We start from the raw sequence: 23988 nt of genomic DNA, 5'->3' as shown, positions 1-23988 counted from the left end.
CAGGCGGGGTATTCCCCAGATAGGGTATTCCGATGGGACAGGGCGCAGCCAAGCCGCGGGCAGACCGCACGGCCGGAAGTGGCGCGGCGCCCGTCAAGGCGCGGCCCCGGCTGCGCAAGATCACCGCTGCCGAGATGGGGGCGATACCGGATCTGGCGGCGGCACCGCGCCGCCCGGCCGGCCGCGGCAGCAAGCCGAAATCGGTCGACGACCAGACCATCTACAGCAGCGTCTACACTGCGATCGTCGAGCATATCATCCTGCCGGGCACCAAGCTGCCCGAGGACGTGCTGGCCAAGGCCTTCGGCGTGTCACGCACCCGGATCCGCAAGGTGCTGCAGGCGCTGGCGCATGAGAATCTCGTTACCCTGCAGCACAACCGCGGCGCCTCGGTCACCAAGCCGGGCGTGCAGGAAGCCCGCGAGGTCTTCGCCGCCCGCCGCATCGTCGAGACCGGCATTGCCGCCGAACTGGCGCGCCGGATCACCGCCGCCCAGCTCGCCGAATTGCGGCGTTTCGTGATCCGTGAGCAGGAGGCCGAGCATGCCCGCGACCGCCGCGGTGCCATCAACCTGGCCGGCGAATTCCATCTCGAACTGGCCAAGCTGCTGGATAATGCACCGCTGACCGCCTTCCTGCGGGCGCTGATTTCGCGCACCTCGCTGATCATCGCGGTCTACGAATCGCCGGCCAGCGCCATGTGCAGCCATGCCGAGCATGGCATCCTGCTCGACCGGCTGCAGGCTGGCGATGCAGCCGGCGCGGTCAGCTACATGGAAGAGCATCTGCAGCGGCTGGAAGACAGCCTCGATCTGGCTGCCGCCCGCCGCCGCCCGGTCGACCTGCAGGATGTTTTCACCCGGCTGGCCGCCGGCCCGAAGACCGGCGGCTGAGCCGGGTGTAGGCCGTCCGCCGCCCGGTCAGGCGTTGGCGCCGCCATCCACGGTGATCTGCGCGCCGGTCACATAGCTGGCGGCCGGACTGGCGAGGAACACCACCGTATCGGCGATCTCCTGCGGCCGGCCGTAGCGGCCAAGCGCGGTCAATGCCGTCATCGCCGGCGCATTCTCGCCATTGGCCGGGTTCATGTCGGTGTCGATCGGGCCGGGCTGCACGACATTCACGGTGATTCCGCGCGGGCCGAGATCGCGGGCCAGGCCGCGTGTCATGCCGGTCATCGCCGCCTTGCTCATGGCATAGAGCGTGACGCCGGGGAAGCCCACTTTCTCACCCAGACATGAACTGATGGTGATGATGCGCCCGCCCTCACCCATCAGCGGCGCGGCGGCAACCGCAGCCACATAGGGTGCACGGGTGTTGATCGCCAGCATCCGTTCGATGTTTTCCAGCGAGTCGTCGCCATAGGCGACGCCGGCATTGTTGACCAGGATATCGAACCGGCCCAAGCGTTTTGCGGTTTCGGCGACGGCGGCCTGCACGGCCTTCGGGTCGGCGCTGTCGGCCTGGATGGCGAAGCTCTTGCCGCCGATTTCCGCCACGACCTGCCCGGCCTTGTCCGGCGAGGCGCTGTAGGTGATGGCGACATCCGCGCCGGCGGCGGCAAGGGCTTTTGCGATGGCGGCGCCGATGCCGCGGCTGGCGCCGGTAACCAGCGCGGCCCTGCCCTTGAGCGGGGACTGGGAGGAAGCGGTCATGGATAGTCTCCTATTTGTAGTGATCGATACAGAAAGAGAGGCGGAAGATAGGAGCTTGTCCGGGGCGGTCAAGGGATTTATTTATCGGTTGCTACAGAATCGGAATGGAATCGCAGGAAACGGTCATGACCGTGCGCAGCGTCACAAAGCGGGAGGGCACAAAGCCGGATAAGACAAAGGTCGTGCCGAAAGCCGCCGGCAAGCCCGCCCGCGGGCGGCCACGGGGCTTCGACCGTAATGCGGCGCTGCAGGCGGCCATGCAGGTCTTCTGGCTGCGCGGTTATGAGGCCACCTCGCTGAGCGATCTGACCAAAGCCATGGGCATCAATGCGCCAAGCCTCTATGCAGCCTTTGCCTGCAAGGAGGCCCTGTTCGAGGAGGCGCTGGAACTCTATGAGGCTGCCGAGGGCGCTTTGCCGCAGCGATTGCTGCGGGAAGGCAGGACGGCGAAAGAGGGCTTTGCCGCCATGCTGCGTTTTTATGCCGGTTATTACGTCAGCACGGACCATCCGCCGGGCTGCATGGTGGTGCTGTCGGCCATCGTCGGCGCGCCGGAGAACAAAAGCGTGCGGGCGCTGATGACCAGGAGTCGCCGTGCGGCGATGGAAGCACTGGAGCAGCGCATCCGGCGCGGCCAGACAGAGGGTGATGTACCCGCCACGGCTGATGCTGCAGTCATGGCAGCCTTCTACACGACCCTGGTGCAGGGCATGTCAATTCAGGCACGCGACGGCGCAACGAAGAAACAGCTGCTCGCCATTGTCGAGACGGCCATGAAAGCCTGGGACGGCATGGCGGCAGCAGGAAAACCGTAAAGCGGCCTATCCCTTCCAGGGATGCACCTTCATCCAGTGCCGGGCGATGTCGAGGCGGCGGGCGACCCACACTTTGTCGTGGCCCTGGATATAGTCCATGAAGCGGGCCAGCGCGGCCGCCCGGCCCGGCCGTCCGGCCAGCCGGCAATGCAGGGCCACCGTCATCATCTTCGGTGCCCCGTCCTGCCCCTCGCGGTACAGCATGTCGAAGGCGTCTTTCAGGTAGTCGTAGAAATCGGTGCCGGTGGCGAAGCCGTGCAGCTGGCCGAACTTCATGTCGTTGTTGTCGAAGGTATAAGGCAGGATCAGCTGGGGCCTTTTCCCGACGGCTTTCCAGTATGGCAGGTCATCGTCATAGGTGTCGGACGAATAGACGAAGCCGCCGTCTTCCGCGACCAGCTTCAGGGTGTTCGACGACAGCCGCCCGGTATACCAGCCCAGCGGCCGCTGGCCGGTGGCCTGGCGGATCGCCTCGATGGCCAGCTTCATATGGGCACGCTCGGTGGCCAGCGGCACCCGGCTGTAGTCGTACCAGCGCCAGCCATGGCTGGCGACCTCGTGGCCGGCCTCGTGCATGGCCTGTGCTGCTTCCGGATAGCGCGCCACCGCCATGCCGACAGCCCATGACGTGAAGGGGATACCGCGCTCGCCGAACAGGCGCATCAGGCGCCAGAAGCCGGCACGGCTGCCGTATTCGTAAACCGACTCGACCTGCTCGTCGCGCATCTTCTCGCGCGGGATGCCGCCCGGCACCTCATGCAGGAAAGTCTCCGAGACCCTGTCGCCATGCAGGATGCTGCGCTCGCCGCCTTCTTCATAGTTCAGCACGAAGCTGACCGCGACATGCGCTCCCCCTGGCCATTGCGGATCTGGCGTGCGGGCGCCGTAGCCCTTCAGGTCGCGCGGATAGGGCTTGCCGCCCAGTGCCGCGGCGACGATGTTCCGTTTCGCACCAGCTTTCTTAAGTGGGGTTCTCTTCGATGCAGCTTTCTCCGTGGCTTTCTTCTTGGCCATGACCGTCAGCCCAGCAATTCGCAGAGGGTGCGGGCGACCACCTCGGTGGCCTTGTGCAGGTCGCTCAGGACCAGCTTCTCGTCGGCACGGTGGCCATTGGCTTCCAGCAGGTTGCGCGGGCCAGCCCCGTAGAGCACGGTCTTCACGCCTTTCGCCGAATAATGCCGCGCATCGGTATAGAGCGGAATGCCCTCGGTGCCGACCGGTTTGCCCATCACCTCGGTGGCGTTGCGGGTGAGAATGCCGATCAGCTTCTCCACACCCGGCACAGTGCCGAAAGGGCGGGCCAGCATGATCCGGGAGACATGGGCAGTGATGCCGGGCAACTGTTCGACCGCATGGGCGACAAGGTTGCGCAGGTTGGCTTCGACGGCTTCCGGATTCTCTTCGGGGATCATGCGGCGGTCGAGCCGGAAGGTGACGCGGTCGGGCACCACGTTGGTGTTGATACCGCCCCTGATCAGGCCGACCACCAGGGAGGGCGAGGTGATGCCTTCCACCTGCGAGCGGATATCCGCCAGCGTGTCGCGATAGGCGTAGAGCGCGTTCAGCACCTGCACGGCCGCCTCCAGCGCGTCATGGCCGGTATCGGGTCGGGCCGCATGGGCCGACTTGCCGTTGACGGTGACTTCCAGATGCAGGCAGCCGTTATGGGCGGTGGTGACGGCATAGGAGAAGCCGGCCGAGAAGGCATAGTCGGGCTGGGAGATGCCCTGCTCGATCAGCCATTGCGGACCGATGGCGCCGCCGGCCTCTTCGTCGTAGGTCAGGTGCAGCTCCACGCTGCCCTTCAGCGGCCGGCCCAGTTTCTCCAGTGCCAGCAGGGCATAGGCATAGGTGACGAAGTCGGATTTCGACACCGCCACGCCACGGCCGTACATCACGCCGTCCTTCACGGTGGCCGCGTAGGGATCGACGCTCCAGCCTTCGCCGGGCGCGACCACGTCGCCATGGGCATTGAGCGCCACCACCGGGCCGTCACCGAATTTTTTCCGCACCACCAGGTTGGTACAGGAGATCATGCCGTTGGCTTTCACCAGCCCGGCCGGCACCGGATGCCGCTCCACCGTAAAGCCGAGGCCTTCCAGCAGTTCCGCGGCGCGTGCCGCATGCGGGGCGCAGTCGCCCGGCGGATTGTCGGAGGGCATCTTCACCAGTTCGGCCAGCAGGCCGGACATGGCACCGGCGTTGGAGGCAACGAAGTCATGAATGGCCGCAGCGGCGGCCGCATCGATGGTCATGCGACGGGCTTTCAGTTCACGGGACGGAAATTTTCGATGAAATGCAGCAGTGCGCCGGTGGCCAGCTCCACATCTTCGGGAATCACGGCTTCCAGCGGATTGTGACTGATGCCGCGGGTGCAGCGCATGAAGATCATGGCGATCGGGCAGAGCGGCGCCAGCGTGGCGGCATCATGGCCGGCGCCGGACGGCAACCGCATGGTCGTCACGCCCTGGGCCGTGATGGCGGCTTCGGCGGCATCCATCAGCGCCGGATGGCAGGGGGTCGCGGTGGAGCGATAGAGGTCAGTGAAGGCCACTGTCAGCCTGCGGCGGCTGCAGATGGCGCGAATCTCGGTCTCGATATCGGCCCAGGCGGCGTCACGGGTGGCATCGTCGCCGGCGCGGATGTCGACCGAGAACACCGCCCTGCCGGGGATCACGTTCATGGCGCCGGGCAGCGCCTCCATCATGCCCACGGTGCCGACCAGCGTCTCCGTGCCGGTGCAGCGGCGCTCGATGAAGCTGACCGTCTCGGCGGCGGCGACGAGCGCATCCTGGCGCTGGCCCATCGGCACGGTGCCGGCATGGCCGGCAAGGCCGGTGATCTCGACGCGAATGCGGCGCGCGCCGGATATGGCCGTCACCACGCCGAGCGCGAGGCCGTTATTCTCCAGCACCGGACCCTGCTCGATATGCAGTTCCATGAAAGCAGCGATGCTGCCGGGTTTGCGGGCGCAGCCGCCGATCTTGGCGGGATCAAGACCAAAAGCCTTGTAGGCGTCGCCCATGCTGACGCCCTGCCGGTCGGTTTTGGCCAGCGTGGCCGCATCGAAGGTGCCGGCGATGGCGCGGCTGCCGGCCATGGCATCGCCGAAGCGGGTGCCTTCCTCGTTGGCAAAGCCGACCAGTTCGATGGCGTGCGGCAGCCGCACACCGCGCCGGTTCAGGTCGGCGACACAGGCCAGCGGCGCGATCACGCCCAGCATGCCGTCATACTTGCCGGCATTGCGGACCGTATCGAGATGCGAGCCGGTCATCAGCACCGGCGCGCCGCTGCTGGCTCCGGCATAGCGGCCGACGACGTTGCCGGCCGCATCATGCTCGACGGTCATGCCGGCCTCGCGCATCCAGCCGGCCACGGTCTCGTGGGCGGTGCGGTGCTCCGGCGTGAGGAAGGTGCGGCACAGGAAATCCGGGCTCTCGCTGATCCGGCCGAGCGCGTCGAGCTGTTCAAGCATGCGGTCGGCGAATCGGAAGGCGGGCATGGGGCGGCTCCTGCTAGGCGGGATTGTATACAGTTTTCCCGACCATACACCGGCCGTTGATGCTGGCCAAGGGCGCCCGCATGGATTAGCAACGGGTCCAGGGAGGACCTGCATGTCGTTCGATCCGGAAACCCTGCTGCGGGCGATGTTTGATGCGGCCCGTGGCGCCGCCGACCCGGCCGTCTGCGTGTCGCCGCATGTTCCGCCGGCACCACGCCGCACTGACGGAAGCTGGGGCCGCACTGTGGTCGTTGGTGCCGGCAAGGCGGCTGCCAGCATGGCCAGTGCCGTGGAAGCGGCCTGGGCGGCCAAGAACGGCGATGCGCCGCTCGACGGGCTGGTGGTCACACGCTATGACCACGATGTGCCCTGCCGCAGCATCGTGGTGGTCGAGGCCTCGCATCCGGTCCCGGACAGTGCGGGCGAGAAGGCTGCCGCGCTGATCCTTGAGAAGGTGAAGGGCCTGACCGCCGATGACCTCGTGCTCTGCCTGATCTCCGGGGGTGGCTCGGCGCTGCTGACCCTGCCGGCACCGGGCCTGACGCTGGCCGACAAGCAGGCGGTAAACCAGGCTCTGCTGAAATCCGGGGCGACAATTTCCGAGATGAATTGCGTGCGCAAGCATCTCTCGGCGATCAAGGGCGGCCGGCTCGCCGCGGCAGCGGCGCCGGCACGGGTGATCACCCTGCTGATCTCCGACGTGCCGGGCGACGATCCGGCGGTGATTGCCTCGGGGCCCACGGTGCCCGACCCGACCAGCTTCGCCGACGCCCGCGCCGTCATCGCGAAATACGGCATCACCCTGCCACCGGCCGTGGCGAAGCATCTGGACGCTGGGCGGGAAGAGACACCGAAACCCGGCGCGGCGGCCTTCGCCCGCACCGAGACCGTGATGGTCGCCACACCGCAGATGGCGCTGGAGGCCGCGGCCACCGTGGCGCGGCAGGCGGGGGTGGCGCCGGTGATCCTCGGCGATGCCATCGAGGGGGAAGCGCGCGAGGTCGCCACGGTGATGGCCGGCATCGCCCGGCAGGTGCGCCGGCATGGCCAGCCGGCCGCCGCGCCCTGTGTGCTGCTGTCAGGCGGCGAGACCACAGTGACGGTGCGTGGCGGCGGCCGCGGCGGCCGCAATGCCGAGTTCCTGACCGCGCTGGCGGTGGCGCTGGACGGCGCCGGGGATATCTGGGCGCTGGCCGCCGATACCGATGGGATCGATGGCAGCGAGGACAATGCCGGTGCCCTGCTGGCACCCGACAGCATTGCCCGCGCTGCCGCCAAGGGGATCGACGTGAAGGCCAGCCTGGCCGACAACGATGGCTACGGTTTTTTCCAGGCCGCCGGCGGTCTGGTGACAACCGGGCCGACACTGACCAACGTAAACGATTTTCGTGCAATATTGATTTTATGACCCGGTCGGCCCTGCGGTTGCTTGTGATCGCCCTGCCGGCGCTGTTGGCGGCCGGATGCCGCGAGGCGTCGCCGCAGGCTGCGGCGCCATCTACCCCTGCGATCACTATGGCCGCCGCCGGTATCCGGTTCGATGCGGCAGGGCCCGATATGGCTTTCTATGCCGGACCGAATGGGCAGTTTCCGCGTGCCGATCTCCGCAACTGGTGGCTGCCCGCCTATAGTGTGGACAGTTTCTCCCGCCTCGATGAAATCCTGCCGGCCCATGTGGTCCGCCGTGGCGAAGCCAGCGCGTGGCGGCGCGCCGCCGTCGAACCCGCGATCACCTACACGGTACCCTCCCAGTTCGGCGGAGGCCGGCTCTCGCTCGATGCGTATCTCGACCGCAACCCAGTCACCGGCCTGCTGATTGCGGTCGGCGACACCGTCCAGGTCGAGCGCTACCGCTACGGCCGGACCGATGCCCAGCGCTTCACGTCTTTCTCGATGGCCAAGACAATCTGCGCGCTGCTGGTCGGACTGGCCGTGGCCGATGGCGCCATTGCCTCGATCGACGATCCGGCGGAGCGCTACGTGCCGGTGCTGAAAGGCAGTGAATACGGACGCACGCCACTCCGCCACCTGCTGACCATGTCCTCCGGTGTGCGTTTCCGCGAGGAGTATGACGGCAACGACGATGTCAGCCGCCTGGCCCGTGCCACGATGCCCGGCGGCGCCGGCGGCATTGCCGCCGTGCAGCAGTTCAACGACCGGTATGCACAGCCCGGCGAACGCTGGTACTACGCCTCGGCGGAAACCGAGGTGCTGGGACTGGTGCTGCGGGCGGCGATCGGCCGGTCCATAGCCGATTATCTTTCCGAGCGGGTCTGGCGGCCGATCGGGGCCGAGTCCGATGCCAGCTGGGTCGTGGATGCCACCGGGCAGGAAGTCACCTATGCCTATTTCAACGCCGTGTTGCGCGACTATGCACGGCTTGGCCGGTTGCTGGCCGATGGCGGCAGGGTTGGCGATCGCCAGGTTGTGCCGGCCGCCTGGCTGGCCGAGATGACCCGGGCACAGGTTTCCGCGGCGCGGACCGGTCGCTGGTACGGCTATGGTTTCCAGACCTGGATATTCCCCGAGAATGACGGCAGCTTCGTGCTGCTGGGGGTGCGCGGCCAGAGCCTGTTTGTCGATCCGGGGCGCCGGCTGGTGATGGTGCACACCGCCGTGCGGCGGGATTCGCGGGACCCGCGGGTTGCCGAGACGCTCGCCCTGTGGCGCGGCGTGCAGGCGGCATTTCCGCGCCGGCGCAACTGAAGCCGGCCGAACAGGCTGGCGCCGGTCCGCGACAGCATTGTATACAGAAATTCCTGCTGCCCATCCCGGACCGATCGCATCTGGCCATGACCGAGACCGCCTCATCCCACCTTGCGCTGACCTTGGCCGATCTGAACCGCATCGCCGGTCCGGATTTCGTCAGTGTGCTCGGCGGAATCTTCGAGCACTCGCCCTGGATTGCCGAGCGGGTCGCCGGGCGCCGGCCCTACGGCAGCCTCGATGCCCTGCATGGTGCCATGGTGGCGCAGATGTGGGCGGCGACAGCGGACGAACAGCTTGCCTTGCTGCAGGCCCATCCGGAGCTGGCCGGCAAAGAGGCGGATTCCGGCGCCCTGACCAGCCATTCGACTGCCGAGCAGGACAGTGTTGGCCTGACCCGGCTGAGCGCCGGCGAGAAGCAGCGTATCAGGTTGTTGAACGAAGCCTATCGCGACAAGCACGGTTTCCCCTTCATCATTGCCGTGCGCCTGCGCAGCAAGAGCCAGATTTTTGCCGAGTTCGACCGGCGCCTGAACAATGATCCGGCCGAGGAATTCACCACTGCGCTGGCGGAAGTGGGGCGGATCGCCCGCATCCGCCTTGAGGCCCTGATGTCGGCGATGCCGGCCTGAATGGAAGAGGAGAGCCTGGATGGGACGCCTGAGCACCCATGTGCTGGATACCATGCATGGCCGGCCGGCTGCCGGCATGACAATCGACCTCCATGAACTGGATGGCAATGCGCGCCGGCTGGTGAAGCAGATCACCACCAATGCCGATGGCCGCGCCGACGCGCCGCTGCTGGCAGGCGCCGATTTCCGTGCCGGCCGTTACGAGCTGGTCTTCCGTGTGGCGCCGTATTTTCTTGCCCGCGGCGTGACTTTGCCCACCCCGCCATTCCTTGATGACGTGCCGATCCGCTTTGGCATGGCAGAGGCCGACGGGCATTACCATGTGCCACTGCTGGTCTCGCCGTGGAGCTTTTCCACCTACCGGGGCAGCTGATCCGTGAGCCACGACAGCTACATGCGCCGGGCTATCGCACTGAGCCGCCAGCATATGCAGGCGGGGGCCGGCGGGCCATTCGGCGCGGTAATCGTGCTGGATGGCAAAGTGGTCGGGGAGGGCTGGAACCAGGTCACCTCCGGCAACGATCCCACTGCCCATGCCGAAGTGGTGGCGATCCGTGCCGCCTGTCGCGCACTCGACCGCTTCGATCTGCGCGGGGCCGTGCTGTATACGAGTTGCGAGCCCTGCCCGATGTGTCTGGCTGCCGCCTACTGGGCGCGGATCGACCGGCTGTATTACGGCAATACCCAGTCCGATGCGGCGGCGATCGATTTCGACGATGCCTTCCTCTACCGCGAACTCAGCCTGCCGATGCCACAACGCGGGTTGCGCTGCGAGCAGATCCTGCATGACGAGGCCCGCGCGGTATTCGACGAATGGGCGGCGAAGCCCGACAAGATCCGCTACTGAACTGGTGCCGGGTCAGTCCAGCTTCGCACCGGCGGCGATCCAGGCACCCAGCATCTGGCGTTCTTCCTCGGTCATCTCGGTGGCATTGCCCGGGGGCATTGTCTCGGTGCGCACTGCCTGCTGACTGATCAGCGCGGCAAACCGCCTCAATTCCGCCGGCGTTTCCAGCAGCACGCCCTTCGGGGCTTCGGCGATGCCATCGAAGGTCGGCTTCGCCGCATGGCATGGAGTGCAACGCGCCGCGGCGATCTTCTGCACATCCTCGACCGTGACCTCGATGCCGATATCCCGATGCCGTGGGTCCCAGTGGGTAAAAAAGACGAGGCCGGCCGTCAGCAGAAAGGCAATGGCGAGGAACTCGTAACGCAGGCCCCGGCCCTGGTTCTTCAGGTTGAAGAAATGCCGGACCAGGCCGCCGATGATCATCACAATGGCCAGGATCACCCAGCCGTAGGGATGCCCGTAGGTGACCGGGTAATGATTGCTGATCATCGCGAACAGCACCGGCAGGGTCAGATAGTTGTTGTGCAGCGAGCGCTGCTTGGCCTGCTTGCCGTAAGTCGGGTCCGGCGTCTCGCCGGCCAGCATCTGTGCCACGGCCTTGCGCTGGTTCGGGATGATGTTATGGGCCACGTTGGCAGCCATGATGGTGCCGATCAGGGCGCCGACATGCAGATAGGCGGCGCGTGCCGAGAAGACCTGGGTATAGCCCCAGGCGGCGGCAACCAGCAGCACGAAGCCGACAATGGCCAGCACGGCATCGTTCTTTCCCAGCGGCGACTTGCACAGAAGATCGTAGACGATCCAGCCCAGCGCCAGAGATGCGAGGCTGAAGCCGATGGCTTCGCCCTGGCTCAGCGGCAGCACCTTGTCGTCGATCAGGTAGAGGTCGGCGCCCACATAATACAGCACACCCATCAGGAAGAAGCCCGACAACCAGGTGAAATAGGCCTCGTATTTGAACCAGTGCAGCTCCGGCGGCAGTCTGGCCGGCGCCACCGAATACTTCTCGGTGAAGTAGAAGCCACCGCCATGGATCAGCCAGGCCTGGCCCAGCACGCCCGGCTGCTGGTCGGCACCCTTGCGCAGCGAGTTGTCGAGCCAGACGAAGAAGAACGACGAGCCGATCCAGGCAATGCCGAAGATCAGGTGCATCCAGCGCAGCACCAGATTGAGCCATTCGAGGGCCAGATCAAGCATGGGGGCGAAGACTCCGGAACCAGGCGGGCAGACGCCATGGCGGCCCCGCATTGCAGCATGGCTCAAGCCGTAATGGCGCAGGGCAGGGTCGTCAACCGGAATTGTGTACAATTTTTCAGAGGCTTCAGTTCAGGCGTGCCGGCCGGCCCGGAGCCAGCTGCACCAGCACCGCACGCACGCTTTCGAGATGCGGATTGATCGCCAGAGCTGCGGCAAAGGCCTCGGCAGCCGCAGCCATCTCGCCATGGCGCAGGCAGATCTGGCCGAATCCGCAGATGGCGCCGAAATGCCGGGGCTCCAGTTCAAGGGTCCGGTGGATATCGGCGATGCTCTCGGCGTCGCGATGGCTGAGATAATGGACGGTGGCGCGCTTGTTCCGCGCCTCCGCCCAGTCTGGTGCTTCGGCAACCAGTGCATCCAGCAGCATCCCGGCTTCGTCGAGATGGCGGCGGGCAATGGCGGCAATCGCCCGTTGCATGCGGGCTTCCAGCGCCGGATCGTCGTGGCCTATCCAGATCGCCCAGATGTCGTCCTCAATGGCATGGGCCGGGGATGTCGGGGTTTCGGATTGCAGGGCGCGGAACAGTTCGCCCAGCCGGCCACGACCGCCAGGGCCGCTGCCGCGGGGCGGCCGGCGTTGCGGACCGTCCAGAATCATCTTCAGGGTTTCGGCTAACGGCAGGGCCATCTTTCCGTCTCTCGGGATCGGTCTAAATCTAGGTCCGTGGCAGGCGGTGGCGAGGGCGTGATGCGGTATTTCCGGCTGGGCGTTGTGTTGTGGATGCTGGGGCTGGTGCCGGTGGCGGCGCAGGACAGGCCGACGGAGGAGATGCTGTGGCAGGCCCTGCGCGAGGGCCGGGCGGTAGCGCTGATCCGGCATGCCACGGCCCCTGGAACCGGAGATCCTGCCGGCTTCCGCATTGGCGATTGTGCAACCCAGCGCAACCTTTCTGAAACGGGGCGTGCCGAGGCGCGTCAACTGGGGATTCTGTTCCGGGTCAACGGGATCGCGGCGGCGACGATGCGCAGCAGCGCCTGGTGCCGGTGCCATGATACGGCGGTGTTAATGGAACTGGGGCCGGTGGTGACGGAACCGGCACTCAATTCCCTGTTCGGCGCCCGTCCGGAGGAGGCCGCCCGCACGGCCGAATTGCGGCAGGTGATTGCCGGGCTTCCGCCGGGCCTGCCGGTGGTTCTGGTCAGTCACCAGACCAATATTGCAGCACTGACCGGCATCTATGCGGCCAGCGGTGGGATCGTCGTGGTGGAGCGCGGCAGCCTGGCCGTGCTGGGCAGGCTGGGAACGTGATCCCTACCAGTGCTCGATGGTCAGGGTTACATGGTCGGCGGCGAAGCGTGCGCGCACGTATTCCACCGGCTTGCCGCGTTCGTCGACATTGACGGTTTCGCTGACCAGCACCGGCCGGGTACGCGGCAAATCCAGCAGACGGGCATCGCCGGCCGAGATCAGGCGCGCCGCCACCCGTGTGGTGCGCCGGTGATAGTCGGGAATGCCGGCCAGTTTCAGTGCCTCGGTGATCGATCCGGCCCTGCGGAACAGGTCGGGCATGGTGGGAAAGCGGTCGACGAAAAAGAAATGGCTGCTGACGCCGACGGGCCGGTCGTCCGCCCTGTTGCGGGTTTCAAGCTGCCAGAGCGGGGCGCCGGTCGGAATGCCGAGGGCGCGTGCGATTTCCGGCGGTGCCGGCACATTGTCGGCCGAGAGCAGTTCGCGGGTCGGCTTCTTCTGGCGGGTGAGCAGGTTTTCGGTGAACCGTGTGCGTGGCCCCAGCGCATAGTCGAGAGAGCCCTCGGCCACGAACATGCCGCGGCCCTGCTCGATGCTGACCAAGCCCTGCTCGGCCAGCCGGTTCATCGCCTGGCGCACGGTGTGGCGGTTGACCCCGAAGCTGTTGGCAAGCTGCTTCTCGGTCGGCAGCTGCACGCCCGGCCGGTAATCGCCGCGCCGGATCGCCGTCTCCATGGCGCCGGCAATCTGTCGCCACACTGCCATGCCGCTGCCGCGCTCGATCATCCCGTATCTCCGTCCTGCGGGCCGCGCCGGTTGGCCGCCCTGTCATAAAAGCTTCGCCCGTTTATGGCTTGATGATCCGGCGAAGCGGGAGTAGATATATAGATGTCTAGACCAATTTAGACCTCTGCGCAAGAGGTCTGTATGCCAGGGCGGGACGCCCCGGAACGGAGATTTCCGATGAACGCCGCGACCCCGAAGCCGGATCAGGACATCGCCCCCCGCCAGCGTCGGCTGGCCATTCTGGCCCGCACCGACCGCAGCCGGCTCGAAGCCGTCTGGGAGGGGCTGGCCGACAAGCCGGCCTTTCGCCGGCTCAAGGTACCGGAAACCGGCCTTGCCATGATCCGCGCCCGTGCGGGTGGCGTCGGCCAGCGTTTCAATCTGGGCGAAATGACAGTGACGCGCTGCGTGGTGGCGCTGGATGACAGCGGCAATATGGGGGTCGGCTATGTGCCGGGCCGCGATACCCGCAAGGCCGAGCTGGTGGCGCTGTTCGATGCCATGGCCCTCGACCCGGCGCGGCTGCCGCAGATCGAACGCGATCTGATCTGCCCGTCGGAGGCCGGGCTGGCGGCCGGGCGGGCCGCCCGTGCGGCCCGGGTGGCAGCCACCAAGGTCGATTTCTTCACCATGGTGCGTGGCGAGGACTGAGCATGCAGATGACAGCAACTTCCGCCCCCGCCGCCGGCTTTGCCGATCCGGTGCAGCAGAGCCAGACGGCTTTCCGTGCCCTGCTGGATGCCATGGCCCGGCCCGGCCGCATGACCCTGATCGACAGCGCGGTCGGCCATCCTGACGGCGTGGTGCCGGCCCTGGCCGCTGCGGCACTCACGCTCTGCGATCTCGACACGCCGGTCTGGCTGGGGCCCGGCCTGGATACCGAAGCCATGCGCGGCTGGCTGCGCTTTCATACCGGCGCACCGCTGGTATCCGCACCGGAAAAGGCGGATTTCGCGCTGCTCGATGCCGCTGCCGGCCTGCCGGCTCTCGGGATGTTTCACCACGGCAGCGATGCGGCACCCGAAGGCGGCGCCACCCTGCTGGTACAGACAGGTGCGCTGGACGGCGCAGCAGCGATGACCTGGCGCGGCCCGGGCATCCGCGACGCAGCGACCATGCCGCTCTGCGGCCTGCCGGAAGACTTCTGGCACAGCCGCGCCGCGCTTTCGGCCGCCTTTCCGCGCGGCATCGACCTTTATCTCTGCGCCGGCAGCGCCCTGATCGGTCTGCCGCGCAGCACCGCCATCAGCTTTACTGCGGAGGCCTGACATGTATGTGGCAGTGAAAGGCGGCGAGACCGCCATCGGCAACGCCCATGCCCTGCTGGCCGAAGACCGCCGCGGCGATACCGCTCTGCCCGAGCTGTCGGTGGCGCAGATCCGCGAGCAGCTGTCGGGTGCGGTCGACCGGGTGATGACCGAGGGTTCGGTCTACGACCCTGAACTCGCGGCGCTGGCGCTGAAACAGGCGCGCGGTGACCAGGTCGAAGCGATCTTCCTGCTGCGCGCCTATCGCACGACCCTGCCGCGGCTGGCCGTGTCGCGGCCCATCGATACGGCGAAGATGCGGATCTCGCGCCGCATCTCCTCCTGTTTCAAGGACATGCCGGGCGGCCAGCTGCTGGGGCCGACTTTCGACTACACCCATCGCCTGCTGGATTTCGCGCTGCTGGCCGGCGGTGACCCGGCGGCGGCACCGGAAGGCGGCCGGCTTGCGGATGCCATGCCGCAGGTGGTCGACCTGCTGAACGCCGAGGGCCTGATCGAACGTGAGGAGCCCGATGCGGAGGATGCGCCGGTCGGCGACCTGACCCGCGAGCCGCTGATGTTTCCGGCCGGTCGCGATGTGCGGCTGCAGAATCTCGCCCGCGCCGATGAGGGCTGGCTGCTGGCGATGGGGTACTCGACCCAGCGCGGCTATGCCAAGTCGCACCCCTTCGTGGGCGAGATTCGCTCAGGTGAGGTAAGCGTCGAGATCGATATTCCGGAACTCGGCTTTGCCGTCGATATCGGCGATATCACCGTCACCGAATGCCAGATGGTGAACCAGTTCCGTGGCTCGAAGAGCGAGCCGCCGAAATTCACCCGCGGCTACGGCCTTGCCTTCGGCTATGCCGAACGCAAGGCCATGGCCATGTCGCTGGTCGACCGCGCCCTGCGCGCCGAGGAACTGGGCGAGGATGTCACCGCGCCGGCCCAGGACCAGGAATTCGTGCTCTACCATGCCGACAATGTCGAAGCCTCCGGTTTCGTGCAGCATCTCAAGCTGCCGCATCACGTGGATTTCCAGTCGGAGCTGACCCTGGTGCGGCTGATGCGGGCCGAGATTGCGGCCGGGGAGACGGCGGTCACTGCGCAGCAGGACGAGACCCTCGAGGAGGCAGCGCAATGACCGCGATGCAGCAGCAATACGAGGCGAGTGCCGGCGTGCTGGATGGCTATAACTTTGCCTTCCTCGACGAGCAGACCAAGCGGATGATCCGCCGCGCCATCCTCAAGGCGGTGGCGATCCCGGGCTACCAGGTGCCTTTCGGCAGCCGCGAGATGCCGCTGCCCTATGGCTGGGGTACCGGCGGCATGCAGGTGACGGCCGCGGTGATCGGCCGTGCCGATACGCTGAAGGTGATCGACCAGGGTGCCGACGATACCACCAATGCCGTCTCCATCCGCCGCTTCTTTGTGCGCATGACCGGCGTGGCGACGACCGAGAAGACCCGCGAGGCGACCCTGATCCAGACCCGCCACCGGGTGCCGGAAACGCCGCTTCAGGAAGACCAGATTCTGGTCTATCAGGTGCCGATCCCGGAACCCCTGCGCTGGCTGGAGCCGCGTGAAACCGAAACGCGCAAGATGCACGGCCTCAGCGAGTATGGCGTCATGCATGTGAAGCTGTACGAGGATATTTCCCGCCACGGGCATATCTCAACGGCCTACGACTATCCGGTGATGGTGAATGGCCGGTATCTCATGCGTTGTTCGCCGATTCCGAAATTCGATACCCCGAAGCTGCACATGAATGCCGCCCTGCAGCTGTTCGGTGCCGGCCGCGAGAAGCGCATCTACGCCGTGCCGCCCTATACGGAGGTGAAGCCTCTCGATTTCGACGACCATCCCTTCGAGATCGAGCGCTGGTCGGAAGCCTGCGCATTGTGTGCGGCCGAGAACAGCTTCCTCGACGAGGTCATCCTCGACGACAGGGGCGGGCGGATGTTCGTCTGCTCGGACACGGATTACTGTGGTGAGCGCCAGGCGGCCGGCCATCGCGGCCCGATGGCGGCGCCCTACAAGGACAGGGAGGCCGCGGAATGATCGGGATGCCGCTGCTGAATGTGGACGGCCTGAGCAAGCATTTCGGCCGCCAGGCCGCCTGCCGCGAGGTCAGTTTTGAATTGTGGCCGGGCGAGGTGCTTGGCATCGTCGGTGAATCGGGCTCGGGCAAGTCGACCCTGCTGAACTGCATCGCCGGGCGGATCGCGGCGGATGCCGGCCGGATCGATTACCGCACGGCTGCCGGCGGGATCGTCGATCTGGCAACGGCCTCGGAGGCGCAGCGGCGCCATCTGATGCGCACCGAATGGGGTTTTGTGCAGCAGCATGCCCGCGACGGGCTGCGCATGGATTTCTCGGCCGGCGCCAATATCGGCGAGCGGCTGATGGCCCTGGGCCAGAAGCATTACGGCAGCCTGCGCGATACTGCGCTGGACTGGATGTCGGCGGTGGAAATCCCGGCCGACCGCATCGACGACCTGCCGCGCACCTTCTCGGGTGGCATGCAGCAGCGCCTGCAGATCGCCCGCAACCTGGTGACCCGGCCCCGTATCGTGCTGATGGACGAACCCACCGGCGGGCTGGATGTTTCGGTGCAGGCGCGCCTGCTCGACCTGCTGCGCCGGCTGGTGCAGGAGTATAATGTCGCTGCCATCGTGGTGACCCATGATCTGGGCGTTGCCCGCCTGCTGGCGCACCGGCTGATGGTGATGCGTCGCGGCGAGGTGGTAGAGGCGGGGCTGACCGACCAACTGCTCGACGATCCGCAGCACGCTTATACCCAGCTGCTGGTCTCCTCGGTGCTGAGCGTGTGAGGATCCAGCCATGGAAATGATCCGCGTCGAAAACCTCGACAAGACCTTCATCCTGCATCTGCGTGGCGGCGTCGCCCTGCCGGTGCTGCGTGACACCAGCCTCAGCGTCACCGCCGGCGAATGCGTCACCCTGCATGGCCCGTCCGGTGCCGGCAAATCCACACTGCTGCGCTCGATCTACGGCAATTACCGGCCACAGGCAGGTCGCATCCTGATCCGTCATGACGGTGTGCTGGCCGACATCATCGGCGCGCCGGCCCGGCTGGTGCTCGACATCCGCCGCCGGACGCTGGGTTACGTGACGCAGTTCCTGCGGGTGATCCCGCGCGTCTCCACGCTGGATATCGTGGCCGAGCCCCTGCTGGCCCGCGGCCGGCCTGCCGCCGAGGCGGAGGAGCGTGCCCGCGAATTGCTGTCGCGCCTGCAGATTGCCGAGAAGATGTGGGCCCTGCCGCCGGCCACTTTCTCGGGCGGCGAACAGCAGCGCATCAATATCGCCCGTGGCTTCGCGGCCGATTTCCCGGTGCTGCTGCTGGATGAGCCGACCGCCTCTCTGGACGAGCGCAACCGCAAGATTGTCATTGATCTGATCAATGATGCCCGCGCGCGCGGGACCGCCATTGTTGCCATCGTGCATGATGCCGAAACCCGCGCCGCCATCACCACACGTCTTCTCCCCCTGCAAGCCCATGGAGCAGCGGCATGATTTACGAACCCGGTTCCGAGCTGGCCGTCATCAATGCCCGCATCGTGACCCGCGACGGCATTGTCGAGGCTGGCAGTCTGCTGGCCCGCGACGGTGTGATCGCGGCGGTCGATGACGGCCGGGCGGCCGTTGCCGGCGCGGTGGATTTCGGCGGCGACTACCTGCTGCCGGGGCTCGTGGAGCTGCATACCGACAATCTGGAAAAGCATTTCTCGCCGCGGCCCGGCGTGCGCTGGCCCGGCAATCTTGCCGTGATCGGCCATGACGCCCAGGTGGCGGCAGCCGGTATCACCACGGTGATGGATGCCATTGCGGTGGGCGACGTGCGCGAAGGTGCGGTGCGCATGCAGATCCTGCGTGACATGGTGGCAGCGATCGAGAGCGCCCAGAAAGCCGGCATGCTGCGCGCCGAGCACCTGCTGCATCTGCGTTGCGAGGTATCGTTCGGCAACCTGATGGAACTGGTTGAACCGATGACGGAACTGAGCTGGCTGCGGCTTATTTCGGTGATGGACCACACGCCGGGCCAGCGCCAGTTCGTCAAGCCGGAGAAATACCGCCAGTATTACCAGGGCAAGTTCGGCCTCTCCGATGAGGCGATGGACAAGTTCATGGCCGAGCAGATCGCCGCTGCCCAGGCGCATGGCGTGCAAAACCGTCGTGCCATCGTTGCGCTGTGCCGTACCAAGGGTCTGCCGCTGGCCAGCCACGACGACGCCACGCCCGAACATGTGGCGGAAGCGGCCGCCGACGGCATGGTGGTGGCCGAATTCCCCACCACCCACGAGGCAGCCGATCTGTCGCGCCGGCATGGCATGAAGGTGATGATGGGCGGGCCCAATGTGGTGCGTGGCGGTTCGCATTCCGGCAACATCTCGGCCAAGTCGCTGGCCGAGAAGGGCCAGCTCGATATCATCTCCTCCGACTACGTGCCCTCCAGCATGCTGCAGTCGGCCTTCCTGCTGCCCGGACAGGTGCCGGGTGTCAGCCTGCCGCAGGCGGTGGCGATGGTTTCGGCCAATCCGGCCGAGGCGGTCGGGCTGACCGATCGCGGCGCACTCGAGCCGGGCCGGCGGGCGGACATGATCCGCGTCAGCCTGGTCGACAGCACGCCGGTGGTGCGCAGCGTTTGGCGCGCCGGCCAGCGGGTGATGTAGGCGGGGCGGAGCAGGGAGGGCGCGTCATGGATATCCTGGACCATATCGTCACATTGCTGGAAAAGGCCGGTGCCGAGCGCTACGGCATGGAGGCGGTCAGCCAGCTTGAACATGCGCTGCAATGCGCCATGCATGCCGAGCGCACCGGGTCGTCGCCGGCACTGATCACCGCCTGCCTGCTGCATGATATCGGCCATCTGGTCGGCGACGGCGACGAGGGGCTGGCCGAGCAGGGTGTCGATGCCGGCCACGAATCGGTGGCGGCTGACTGGCTGGAGCGGTATTTCCCCGAGGCGGTGGTGGCGCCGGTGCGGCTGCATGTGGATGCCAAGCGCTATCTCTGCCGTGCCGAGCCAGCCTACTGGGCCGGCCTGTCGCAGGCCTCGCAGACCAGCCTGGAGCTGCAGGGCGGCATCTACAGTCCCGAAGAAGCCGCGGCCTTCATGGCGCAGCCCCATGCGGCCGACGCAGTGATGCTGCGGCGCTGGGACGATGCGGCCAAGACGCCGAAGCTGAAGACCCCCGACCTCGACCATTACCGGCCGGTCATGGTGGCCGCCCTGAAAACGGCAGCCTGAACCGATGGCGGCAGCAAAGCACGGCCGCCTCGTGCTGGTGGTCGGCCCCAGCGGGGTTGGCAAGGACAGCGTGATCGACGGCGCCCATGCGGCGCTGGCCGGCCGCGACGATGTGGTCTTCCCGCACCGGTATGTGACCCGCGCGCCGGGGCTGGGTGGCGAAGCCTATATCCCGGTCAGCGAGGCGGACTTTGCAACGATGCAGGCACGTGGCGACTTTGCCCTTTCATGGCCGGCCCATGGCCTGCATTACGGCATCCCGGCCGCCATCGACGCCGATCTCGCCGCCGGCCGGCAGGTGGTGATCAACGTCTCGCGCGCCGTGATCGACGCGGCGCGACGGAAATATCCCGGCCTGCTGGTGGTGCTGGTCACGGCCTCGCCCGAGATACTGCGGCAGCGGCTGACGGCCCGCGGTCGCGAGACGCCGGCCGAGATCGAGGAGCGGCTGGCGCGCGCCGCCGCCTTCACGCTGTCGGGTTCAGATGTGGCTGTGCTGCGCAACGACGGTGCGCTGACCGGATCGGTTGCCGCTTTCATTGCCTTGCTGGAGACGGCGCCCACCTGACCCGATTGCGCATGCCGGGGCCGTTGCGCTCTGGCATACTTCGGCGACCCCGAATCCGGAGACCGCCATGGACATCCTGCTGCCGCTGTTCGGCATCGTCACTGCCATCGCCATCGGCGCCGCCAGCCCGGGGCCGAGTTTTCTGCTGGTCGCCCGCATCGCGGTCGCCGGCGGCCGCAGCCGCGGACTGGCCGCTGCTGCCGGCATGGGGTTCGGCGGGGTCGTCTTCGCCGCACTGGCCCTGGCCGGTCTGATCGCCCTGCTGGCCAGCGTCGACTGGCTCTACCTGCTGCTGCGGCTGGCCGGCGGCGCCTATCTCCTGCTGCTGGCCTGGCGCATCTGGCGCGGTGCCCGCGCACCGCTGGCGGTGCCGGACGACATGACGGAAGCGTCGCGGCCGCGCGGCCTGCTGCGCGCCTTTGTCACTGGGCTGGTCACCCAGCTCAGCAACCCGAAGACGGCGGTCGTCTATGCCGGCATCTTCGCCGCCCTGCTGCCGGCGCAGCCGACGGCCGCCCTGATTCTGGTGCTGCCGCCGCTGGTTTTCGCGGTCGAATGCGGCTGGTATGCGCTGGTCGCGGTTGCCTTCTCGGCCACCCGGCCGCGCGCTGCCTATCTGCGCGGCAAGCACTGGATCGACCGCTGCGCCGGCGGCGTGATGGCCCTGCTGGGCCTGCGGCTGATCGGCAGCAGCCTGCGCGGCTAGCCGCCGAGGCGGTAGCGTCCGGCGATCCGGAAATTCGCGTCCGGCGCCGGCTGCACGAACAGGCAGATTTCATCCACCGCAACGGGCTTGCGGGTGAAGGGTTTCGTCTCCCGCTCCAGATGCTGCAGGAGGGCGCTCCGTTCGGCCTCGTCGGTCACCCGGCCGGTCAGGGTGAAATGCAGCCGGAACTCCTCCAGCACGTAAGGATAGCCCCATCGCAGCAGATATTCCTCCTGCCGGGGGGTGAGACCCGCGGCGCGGCGGCGGACCAGTTCCCCCTCGTCGGCGGATGCACGGAACGGATCGAATTCCCGCACGCAGGCGGCGGCCAGGTCATCGGCTTCCGCTGACGGGGCTGAAGGGCGCAGCGCGAGGAAGCCACCCAGAGCCGCCAGTTGCAGCGGCGGCAGCCGGAAGGGCCGGCGGCGGCCTGCAAACTGCTCCAGCGCAAGGATCAGCTGCGCCTCGTTGCACCCATCCGCGAGGCGGAAAGGCGGTTTCAGGGTGGCGTGAAGGCCATAGCGGCGGGGCTCGGCGGTCAGGGCGGCGATCCGGGATGCCGACAGGCCGCCCGCCGCTGCCGCGGTCACGCTTTCCCCGGTTTCAGGGTCGCGGCCCAGCCAGGCGGCGGCGAAGCCGTGCAGCGGATCATCTGCAGGCGGAGCAAGATACAGGGCGAATCGGTCAGCCACGCAATACTCCCTAGACGAGTCCGGGAAGGGTCCTGCCGGAGGCCGTGCCAGCGGGCGATTTCACCCCGGCGTCGCCGAACCGCAACAGAACTGTCATGCCCGGTTGCTATGGCTGCCCGCACACCGCAGACGGTCCACAGGGGGAGTCGCATGCGCGCCGCCATCGAGATTGCCCATCTATCGAAAACCTTCCGGACGGGCAAGCGCGCGCTCGACAATGTTTCGCTGACGATTCAGCCGGGCGAGATGGTGGCCCTGATCGGTGCTTCTGGTTCGGGCAAGTCAACCCTGCTGCGCCATGTGGCCGGCCTGATGGCCGGTGATCGTGAACAGCTTGCCCAGATCGCTGTCGGCGGCCGCATGGTACAGCAGCAAGGCCGCATCGCCCGCGGTATCCGCGCCACCCGCGCCAATATCGGATTCATCTTCCAGCAGTTCAACCTGGTCGGCCGCATGCAGGTGATCACCAATGTGCTGGCCGGAAATCTCGGCCGCATGCCGCTCTGGCGCAGCCTGTTCCGCCTGTTCACCGACGAGCAGCGCCGGATCGCGGTGGCGGCCCTCGACCGCGTCGGCATTGTCCATTGCAGCTTTCAGCGTGCCTCGACCCTGTCGGGCGGCCAGCAGCAGCGCGCCGCCATCGCCCGCGCCCTGGTCCAGCAGGCCGAGGTGATCCTGGCCGACGAGCCGATTGCCTCGCTGGATCCGGAATCCTCGCGCAAGGTGATGGAGACCCTGGCGGAGATCAACCGTACCGACAATGTCACCGTCGTCGTTTCGCTGCACCAGGTGGATTTCGCCCTCAAATACTGTGGCCGTGTGGTCGCGCTGCGCGATGGCAAGGTGATGTATGACGGCGCGGCCGCCTCGGTCAGTTCGGCCCTGCTGCGCGGCATCTACGGCAACAACACCGATCTCGATTTCGGCTCGCTGGAAGGCGACATGCCTGTGCCGGCGGACGACAACCAGCCGGCCGGCGGCACGCCTGCTTCGGCCGCTTCTTCGCGCGCACTGCCGCGCATGCAGGCCCTGCTGGCCTGACCGTCTTTCCATCCGTTTACGTTTACCAACCGGGAGAAAAACCATGCTTCGTCGCACTTTCCTGACTGCTGCCGTTGCCGCGGCCGCACTGGCCGGCTCGGCCCAGGCTGCCGATCTGAAGGAAATCAATTTCGGCATCATCTCGACCGAGTCGACGGCCAACCTGAAGCCGCTCTGGACCCCCTTCCTCGCCGATATGGAAAAGCAGACCGGCATGAAGGTGAATGCCTTCTTCGCGCCTGACTACGCCGGCATCATCGAAGGCATGCGCTTCAACAAGGTGCAGATTGCCTGGTTCGGCAATGCCTCTGCCATCCAGGCCGTCGACCGCGCTGACGGCGAGGTCTTCGTGCAGACCGTGGCGTCCGATGGCTCGCCCGGTTACTGGTCGCTGCTGCTGGTGCACAAGGACAGCCCGGTCAACTCGCTGAAGGATCTGCTTGCTGCGCCGGGCAAGTACACGCTGGGCAACGGCGATCCGAACTCGACCTCGGGCTTCCTGGTGCCGAGCTACTTCGCCTGGGGCCAGAACAATATCGACATCCGCAAGCATTTCACCCGTGTGGTAACCGCCAATCACGAGACCAATGCCCTGGCGGTGGCCAACAAGCAGGTGGATGTCGCCACCAACAATACCGAGAACATGGACCGCCTGAAGAAGACGGCGCCGGAAAAGCATGCACAGATCAAGGAGATATGGAAGTCGCCCCTGATTCCGTCGGATCCGATCGTCTGGCGGAAGGATCTCTCGGATGCCGACAAGAAGAAGGTCAAGTCCTTCTTCCTGACCTACGGCACCAAGGACGAGGCCGAGAAAAAGGTGCTGACCGCCCTGCAGTGGGCGCCGTTCAAGGAATCCTCGAACAAGCAGCTGCTGCCGATCCGCCAGCTCGGCCTGTTCCGCGACAAGCTGAAGCTGGAGGCCGATGCCAATATGGCCGCTGACGAGAAAGCCAAGAAGCTGGCCGAGATCGAGGCCAAGCTGGCCGATCTCAACAAGCAGATGGGTTCGTAATCTGAACGCACGGCGGGGCGGTCACGGCCGCCCCGCCGGTTTTCCTGCCGGG

At 66.7% G+C, this 23988-nt stretch carries 28 protein-coding genes; 20 read left to right on the top strand and 8 right to left on the bottom strand.

Annotated features, from left to right (window positions below):
* The first annotated feature begins 32 nt into the window (after positions 1 to 32).
* Positions 33 to 893, top strand: coding sequence for a GntR family transcriptional regulator (locus ACEQZY_RS09780; protein WP_370153905.1), 861 nt, complete (start codon positions 33 to 35; stop codon positions 891 to 893).
* Positions 894 to 920: 27 nt separating this feature from the next.
* Here the strand turns inward: ACEQZY_RS09780 and ACEQZY_RS09775 are convergent, their stop codons facing one another.
* The gene (locus tag ACEQZY_RS09775) at positions 921 to 1655 is read right to left on the bottom strand and encodes an SDR family oxidoreductase (protein WP_370153903.1); all 735 of its coding nucleotides are present in this window, start codon (positions 1653 to 1655) and stop codon (positions 921 to 923) included.
* A 125-nt stretch (positions 1656 to 1780) separates the two neighbouring features.
* Between ACEQZY_RS09775 and ACEQZY_RS09770 the strand changes: the two genes are divergently transcribed.
* Complete coding sequence (locus tag ACEQZY_RS09770; RefSeq protein ID WP_341704840.1) at positions 1781 to 2470, top strand: TetR/AcrR family transcriptional regulator; 690 nt, start codon at positions 1781 to 1783, stop codon at positions 2468 to 2470.
* Positions 2471 to 2476: 6 nt separating this feature from the next.
* On the opposite strand, the gene puuE is transcribed toward ACEQZY_RS09770, so the two are convergent.
* From puuE to ACEQZY_RS09755, 3 genes are read right to left on the bottom strand one after another with little or no spacing between them, the layout of a single operon-like run.
* Positions 2477 to 3484, bottom strand: a complete 1008-nt coding sequence (puuE, locus tag ACEQZY_RS09765; protein ID WP_370153901.1) for an allantoinase PuuE — start codon at positions 3482 to 3484, stop codon at positions 2477 to 2479.
* 5 nt (positions 3485 to 3489) lie between these two features.
* A complete protein-coding gene (locus ACEQZY_RS09760) occupies positions 3490 to 4725 on the bottom strand; it encodes an ArgE/DapE family deacylase (RefSeq protein WP_370153899.1) in 1236 nt (411 codons plus the stop codon).
* 11 nt (positions 4726 to 4736) lie between these two features.
* The gene (locus ACEQZY_RS09755) at positions 4737 to 5972 is read right to left on the bottom strand and encodes an allantoate amidohydrolase (protein WP_370153897.1); all 1236 of its coding nucleotides are present in this window, start codon (positions 5970 to 5972) and stop codon (positions 4737 to 4739) included.
* A 112-nt stretch (positions 5973 to 6084) separates the two neighbouring features.
* On the opposite strand from ACEQZY_RS09755, the gene ACEQZY_RS09750 reads away from it, so the two are divergent.
* The 5 genes from ACEQZY_RS09750 to ACEQZY_RS09730 all read left to right on the top strand — a co-directional run bounded on the left by ACEQZY_RS09750 (position 6085) and on the right by ACEQZY_RS09730 (position 10157).
* A complete protein-coding gene (locus ACEQZY_RS09750; protein WP_370153895.1) occupies positions 6085 to 7380 on the top strand; it encodes a glycerate kinase in 1296 nt (431 codons plus the stop codon).
* Positions 7377 to 8678 carry a serine hydrolase domain-containing protein gene (locus tag ACEQZY_RS09745; protein ID WP_370153893.1) on the top strand — a complete coding sequence of 434 codons (1302 nt, stop codon included), beginning with the start codon at positions 7377 to 7379 and terminating at the stop codon, positions 8676 to 8678. The genes ACEQZY_RS09750 and ACEQZY_RS09745 overlap by 4 nt, the downstream gene beginning before the upstream one ends.
* A gap of 86 nt (positions 8679 to 8764) precedes the next feature.
* Positions 8765 to 9310, top strand: a complete 546-nt coding sequence (gene uraD, locus ACEQZY_RS09740; RefSeq protein ID WP_341704025.1) for a 2-oxo-4-hydroxy-4-carboxy-5-ureidoimidazoline decarboxylase — start codon at positions 8765 to 8767, stop codon at positions 9308 to 9310.
* 19 nt (positions 9311 to 9329) lie between these two features.
* Entirely contained in the window at positions 9330 to 9683 is a 354-nt protein-coding gene (gene uraH / locus ACEQZY_RS09735; RefSeq protein WP_370153891.1) for a hydroxyisourate hydrolase, read from the top strand.
* A 3-nt stretch (positions 9684 to 9686) separates the two neighbouring features.
* A complete protein-coding gene (locus tag ACEQZY_RS09730; RefSeq protein WP_341704027.1) occupies positions 9687 to 10157 on the top strand; it encodes a nucleoside deaminase in 471 nt (156 codons plus the stop codon).
* A gap of 12 nt (positions 10158 to 10169) precedes the next feature.
* Here the strand turns inward: ACEQZY_RS09730 and ACEQZY_RS09725 are convergent, their stop codons facing one another.
* Complete coding sequence (locus tag ACEQZY_RS09725; protein ID WP_370153889.1) at positions 10170 to 11357, bottom strand: urate hydroxylase PuuD; 1188 nt, start codon at positions 11355 to 11357, stop codon at positions 10170 to 10172.
* Between the two features lie 124 nt (positions 11358 to 11481).
* Positions 11482 to 12045: a hypothetical protein gene (locus ACEQZY_RS09720; RefSeq protein ID WP_341704030.1), complete on the bottom strand. Its 564-nt coding sequence runs from the start codon at positions 12043 to 12045 to the stop codon at positions 11482 to 11484.
* A gap of 60 nt (positions 12046 to 12105) precedes the next feature.
* Between ACEQZY_RS09720 and ACEQZY_RS09715 the strand changes: the two genes are divergently transcribed.
* Complete coding sequence (locus ACEQZY_RS09715) at positions 12106 to 12666, top strand: histidine phosphatase family protein (RefSeq protein WP_370154435.1); 561 nt, start codon at positions 12106 to 12108, stop codon at positions 12664 to 12666.
* A gap of 3 nt (positions 12667 to 12669) precedes the next feature.
* On the opposite strand, the gene phnF is transcribed toward ACEQZY_RS09715, so the two are convergent.
* Positions 12670 to 13392: a phosphonate metabolism transcriptional regulator PhnF gene (gene phnF / locus ACEQZY_RS09710; protein ID WP_370153887.1), complete on the bottom strand. Its 723-nt coding sequence runs from the start codon at positions 13390 to 13392 to the stop codon at positions 12670 to 12672.
* Positions 13393 to 13569: 177 nt separating this feature from the next.
* Between phnF and phnG the strand changes: the two genes are divergently transcribed.
* The 10 genes from phnG (at position 13570) to ACEQZY_RS09660 (ending at position 21188) form a co-directional block, all read left to right on the top strand.
* On the top strand, positions 13570 to 14043 hold the full coding sequence (gene phnG, locus ACEQZY_RS09705; protein WP_370153885.1) for a phosphonate C-P lyase system protein PhnG: 474 nt from the start codon (positions 13570 to 13572) through the stop codon (positions 14041 to 14043).
* Between the two features lie 8 nt (positions 14044 to 14051).
* Entirely contained in the window at positions 14052 to 14660 is a 609-nt protein-coding gene (gene phnH / locus ACEQZY_RS09700) for a phosphonate C-P lyase system protein PhnH (RefSeq protein ID WP_370153883.1), read from the top strand.
* Between the two features lies 1 nt (position 14661).
* Positions 14662 to 15783: a carbon-phosphorus lyase complex subunit PhnI gene (locus ACEQZY_RS09695; RefSeq protein ID WP_370153881.1), complete on the top strand. Its 1122-nt coding sequence runs from the start codon at positions 14662 to 14664 to the stop codon at positions 15781 to 15783.
* Positions 15784 to 15788: 5 nt separating this feature from the next.
* On the top strand, positions 15789 to 16700 hold the full coding sequence (locus ACEQZY_RS09690) for an alpha-D-ribose 1-methylphosphonate 5-phosphate C-P-lyase PhnJ (protein ID WP_370154434.1): 912 nt from the start codon (positions 15789 to 15791) through the stop codon (positions 16698 to 16700).
* A 5-nt stretch (positions 16701 to 16705) separates the two neighbouring features.
* Positions 16706 to 17473 carry a phosphonate C-P lyase system protein PhnK gene (gene phnK / locus ACEQZY_RS09685; RefSeq protein ID WP_370154432.1) on the top strand — a complete coding sequence of 256 codons (768 nt, stop codon included), beginning with the start codon at positions 16706 to 16708 and terminating at the stop codon, positions 17471 to 17473.
* Between the two features lie 10 nt (positions 17474 to 17483).
* A complete protein-coding gene (phnL, locus tag ACEQZY_RS09680; protein ID WP_341704038.1) occupies positions 17484 to 18179 on the top strand; it encodes a phosphonate C-P lyase system protein PhnL in 696 nt (231 codons plus the stop codon).
* Positions 18176 to 19336: an alpha-D-ribose 1-methylphosphonate 5-triphosphate diphosphatase gene (locus ACEQZY_RS09675; RefSeq protein ID WP_370153878.1), complete on the top strand. Its 1161-nt coding sequence runs from the start codon at positions 18176 to 18178 to the stop codon at positions 19334 to 19336. Before phnL ends, ACEQZY_RS09675 begins: the two co-directional genes overlap by 4 nt.
* 26 nt (positions 19337 to 19362) lie before the next feature.
* Positions 19363 to 19914, top strand: coding sequence for a phosphonate degradation HD-domain oxygenase (locus tag ACEQZY_RS09670; RefSeq protein ID WP_341704040.1), 552 nt, complete (start codon positions 19363 to 19365; stop codon positions 19912 to 19914).
* 4 nt (positions 19915 to 19918) lie between these two features.
* The gene (phnN, locus tag ACEQZY_RS09665; protein WP_341704041.1) at positions 19919 to 20482 is read left to right on the top strand and encodes a phosphonate metabolism protein/1,5-bisphosphokinase (PRPP-forming) PhnN; all 564 of its coding nucleotides are present in this window, start codon (positions 19919 to 19921) and stop codon (positions 20480 to 20482) included.
* Between the two features lie 67 nt (positions 20483 to 20549).
* Positions 20550 to 21188, top strand: a complete 639-nt coding sequence (locus tag ACEQZY_RS09660; RefSeq protein ID WP_341704042.1) for a LysE family transporter — start codon at positions 20550 to 20552, stop codon at positions 21186 to 21188.
* Here the strand turns inward: ACEQZY_RS09660 and ACEQZY_RS09655 are convergent.
* Positions 21185 to 21880 (bottom strand): DUF1045 domain-containing protein, encoded by a 696-nt coding sequence (locus ACEQZY_RS09655; RefSeq protein WP_341704043.1) that lies wholly within the window; start codon positions 21878 to 21880, stop codon positions 21185 to 21187. The two genes, ACEQZY_RS09660 and ACEQZY_RS09655, sit on opposite strands and share 4 nt — an antisense overlap.
* A gap of 150 nt (positions 21881 to 22030) precedes the next feature.
* Between ACEQZY_RS09655 and phnC the strand changes: the two genes are divergently transcribed.
* Positions 22031 to 22921: a phosphonate ABC transporter ATP-binding protein gene (gene phnC, locus ACEQZY_RS09650; protein ID WP_341704044.1), complete on the top strand. Its 891-nt coding sequence runs from the start codon at positions 22031 to 22033 to the stop codon at positions 22919 to 22921.
* 43 nt (positions 22922 to 22964) lie between these two features.
* Positions 22965 to 23936, top strand: coding sequence for a phosphonate ABC transporter substrate-binding protein (gene phnD, locus ACEQZY_RS09645; protein WP_341704045.1), 972 nt, complete (start codon positions 22965 to 22967; stop codon positions 23934 to 23936).
* The last annotated feature ends 52 nt before the right edge of the window (positions 23937 to 23988 follow it).

It is taken from the genome of Ferrovibrio sp., assembly GCF_964218355.1.
Taxonomy (GTDB): domain Bacteria; phylum Pseudomonadota; class Alphaproteobacteria; order Ferrovibrionales; family Ferrovibrionaceae; genus Ferrovibrio.
The sequence above is the reverse complement of the archived record's forward strand: the minus strand, read 5'-3'. Positions and strand labels throughout refer to the sequence as shown.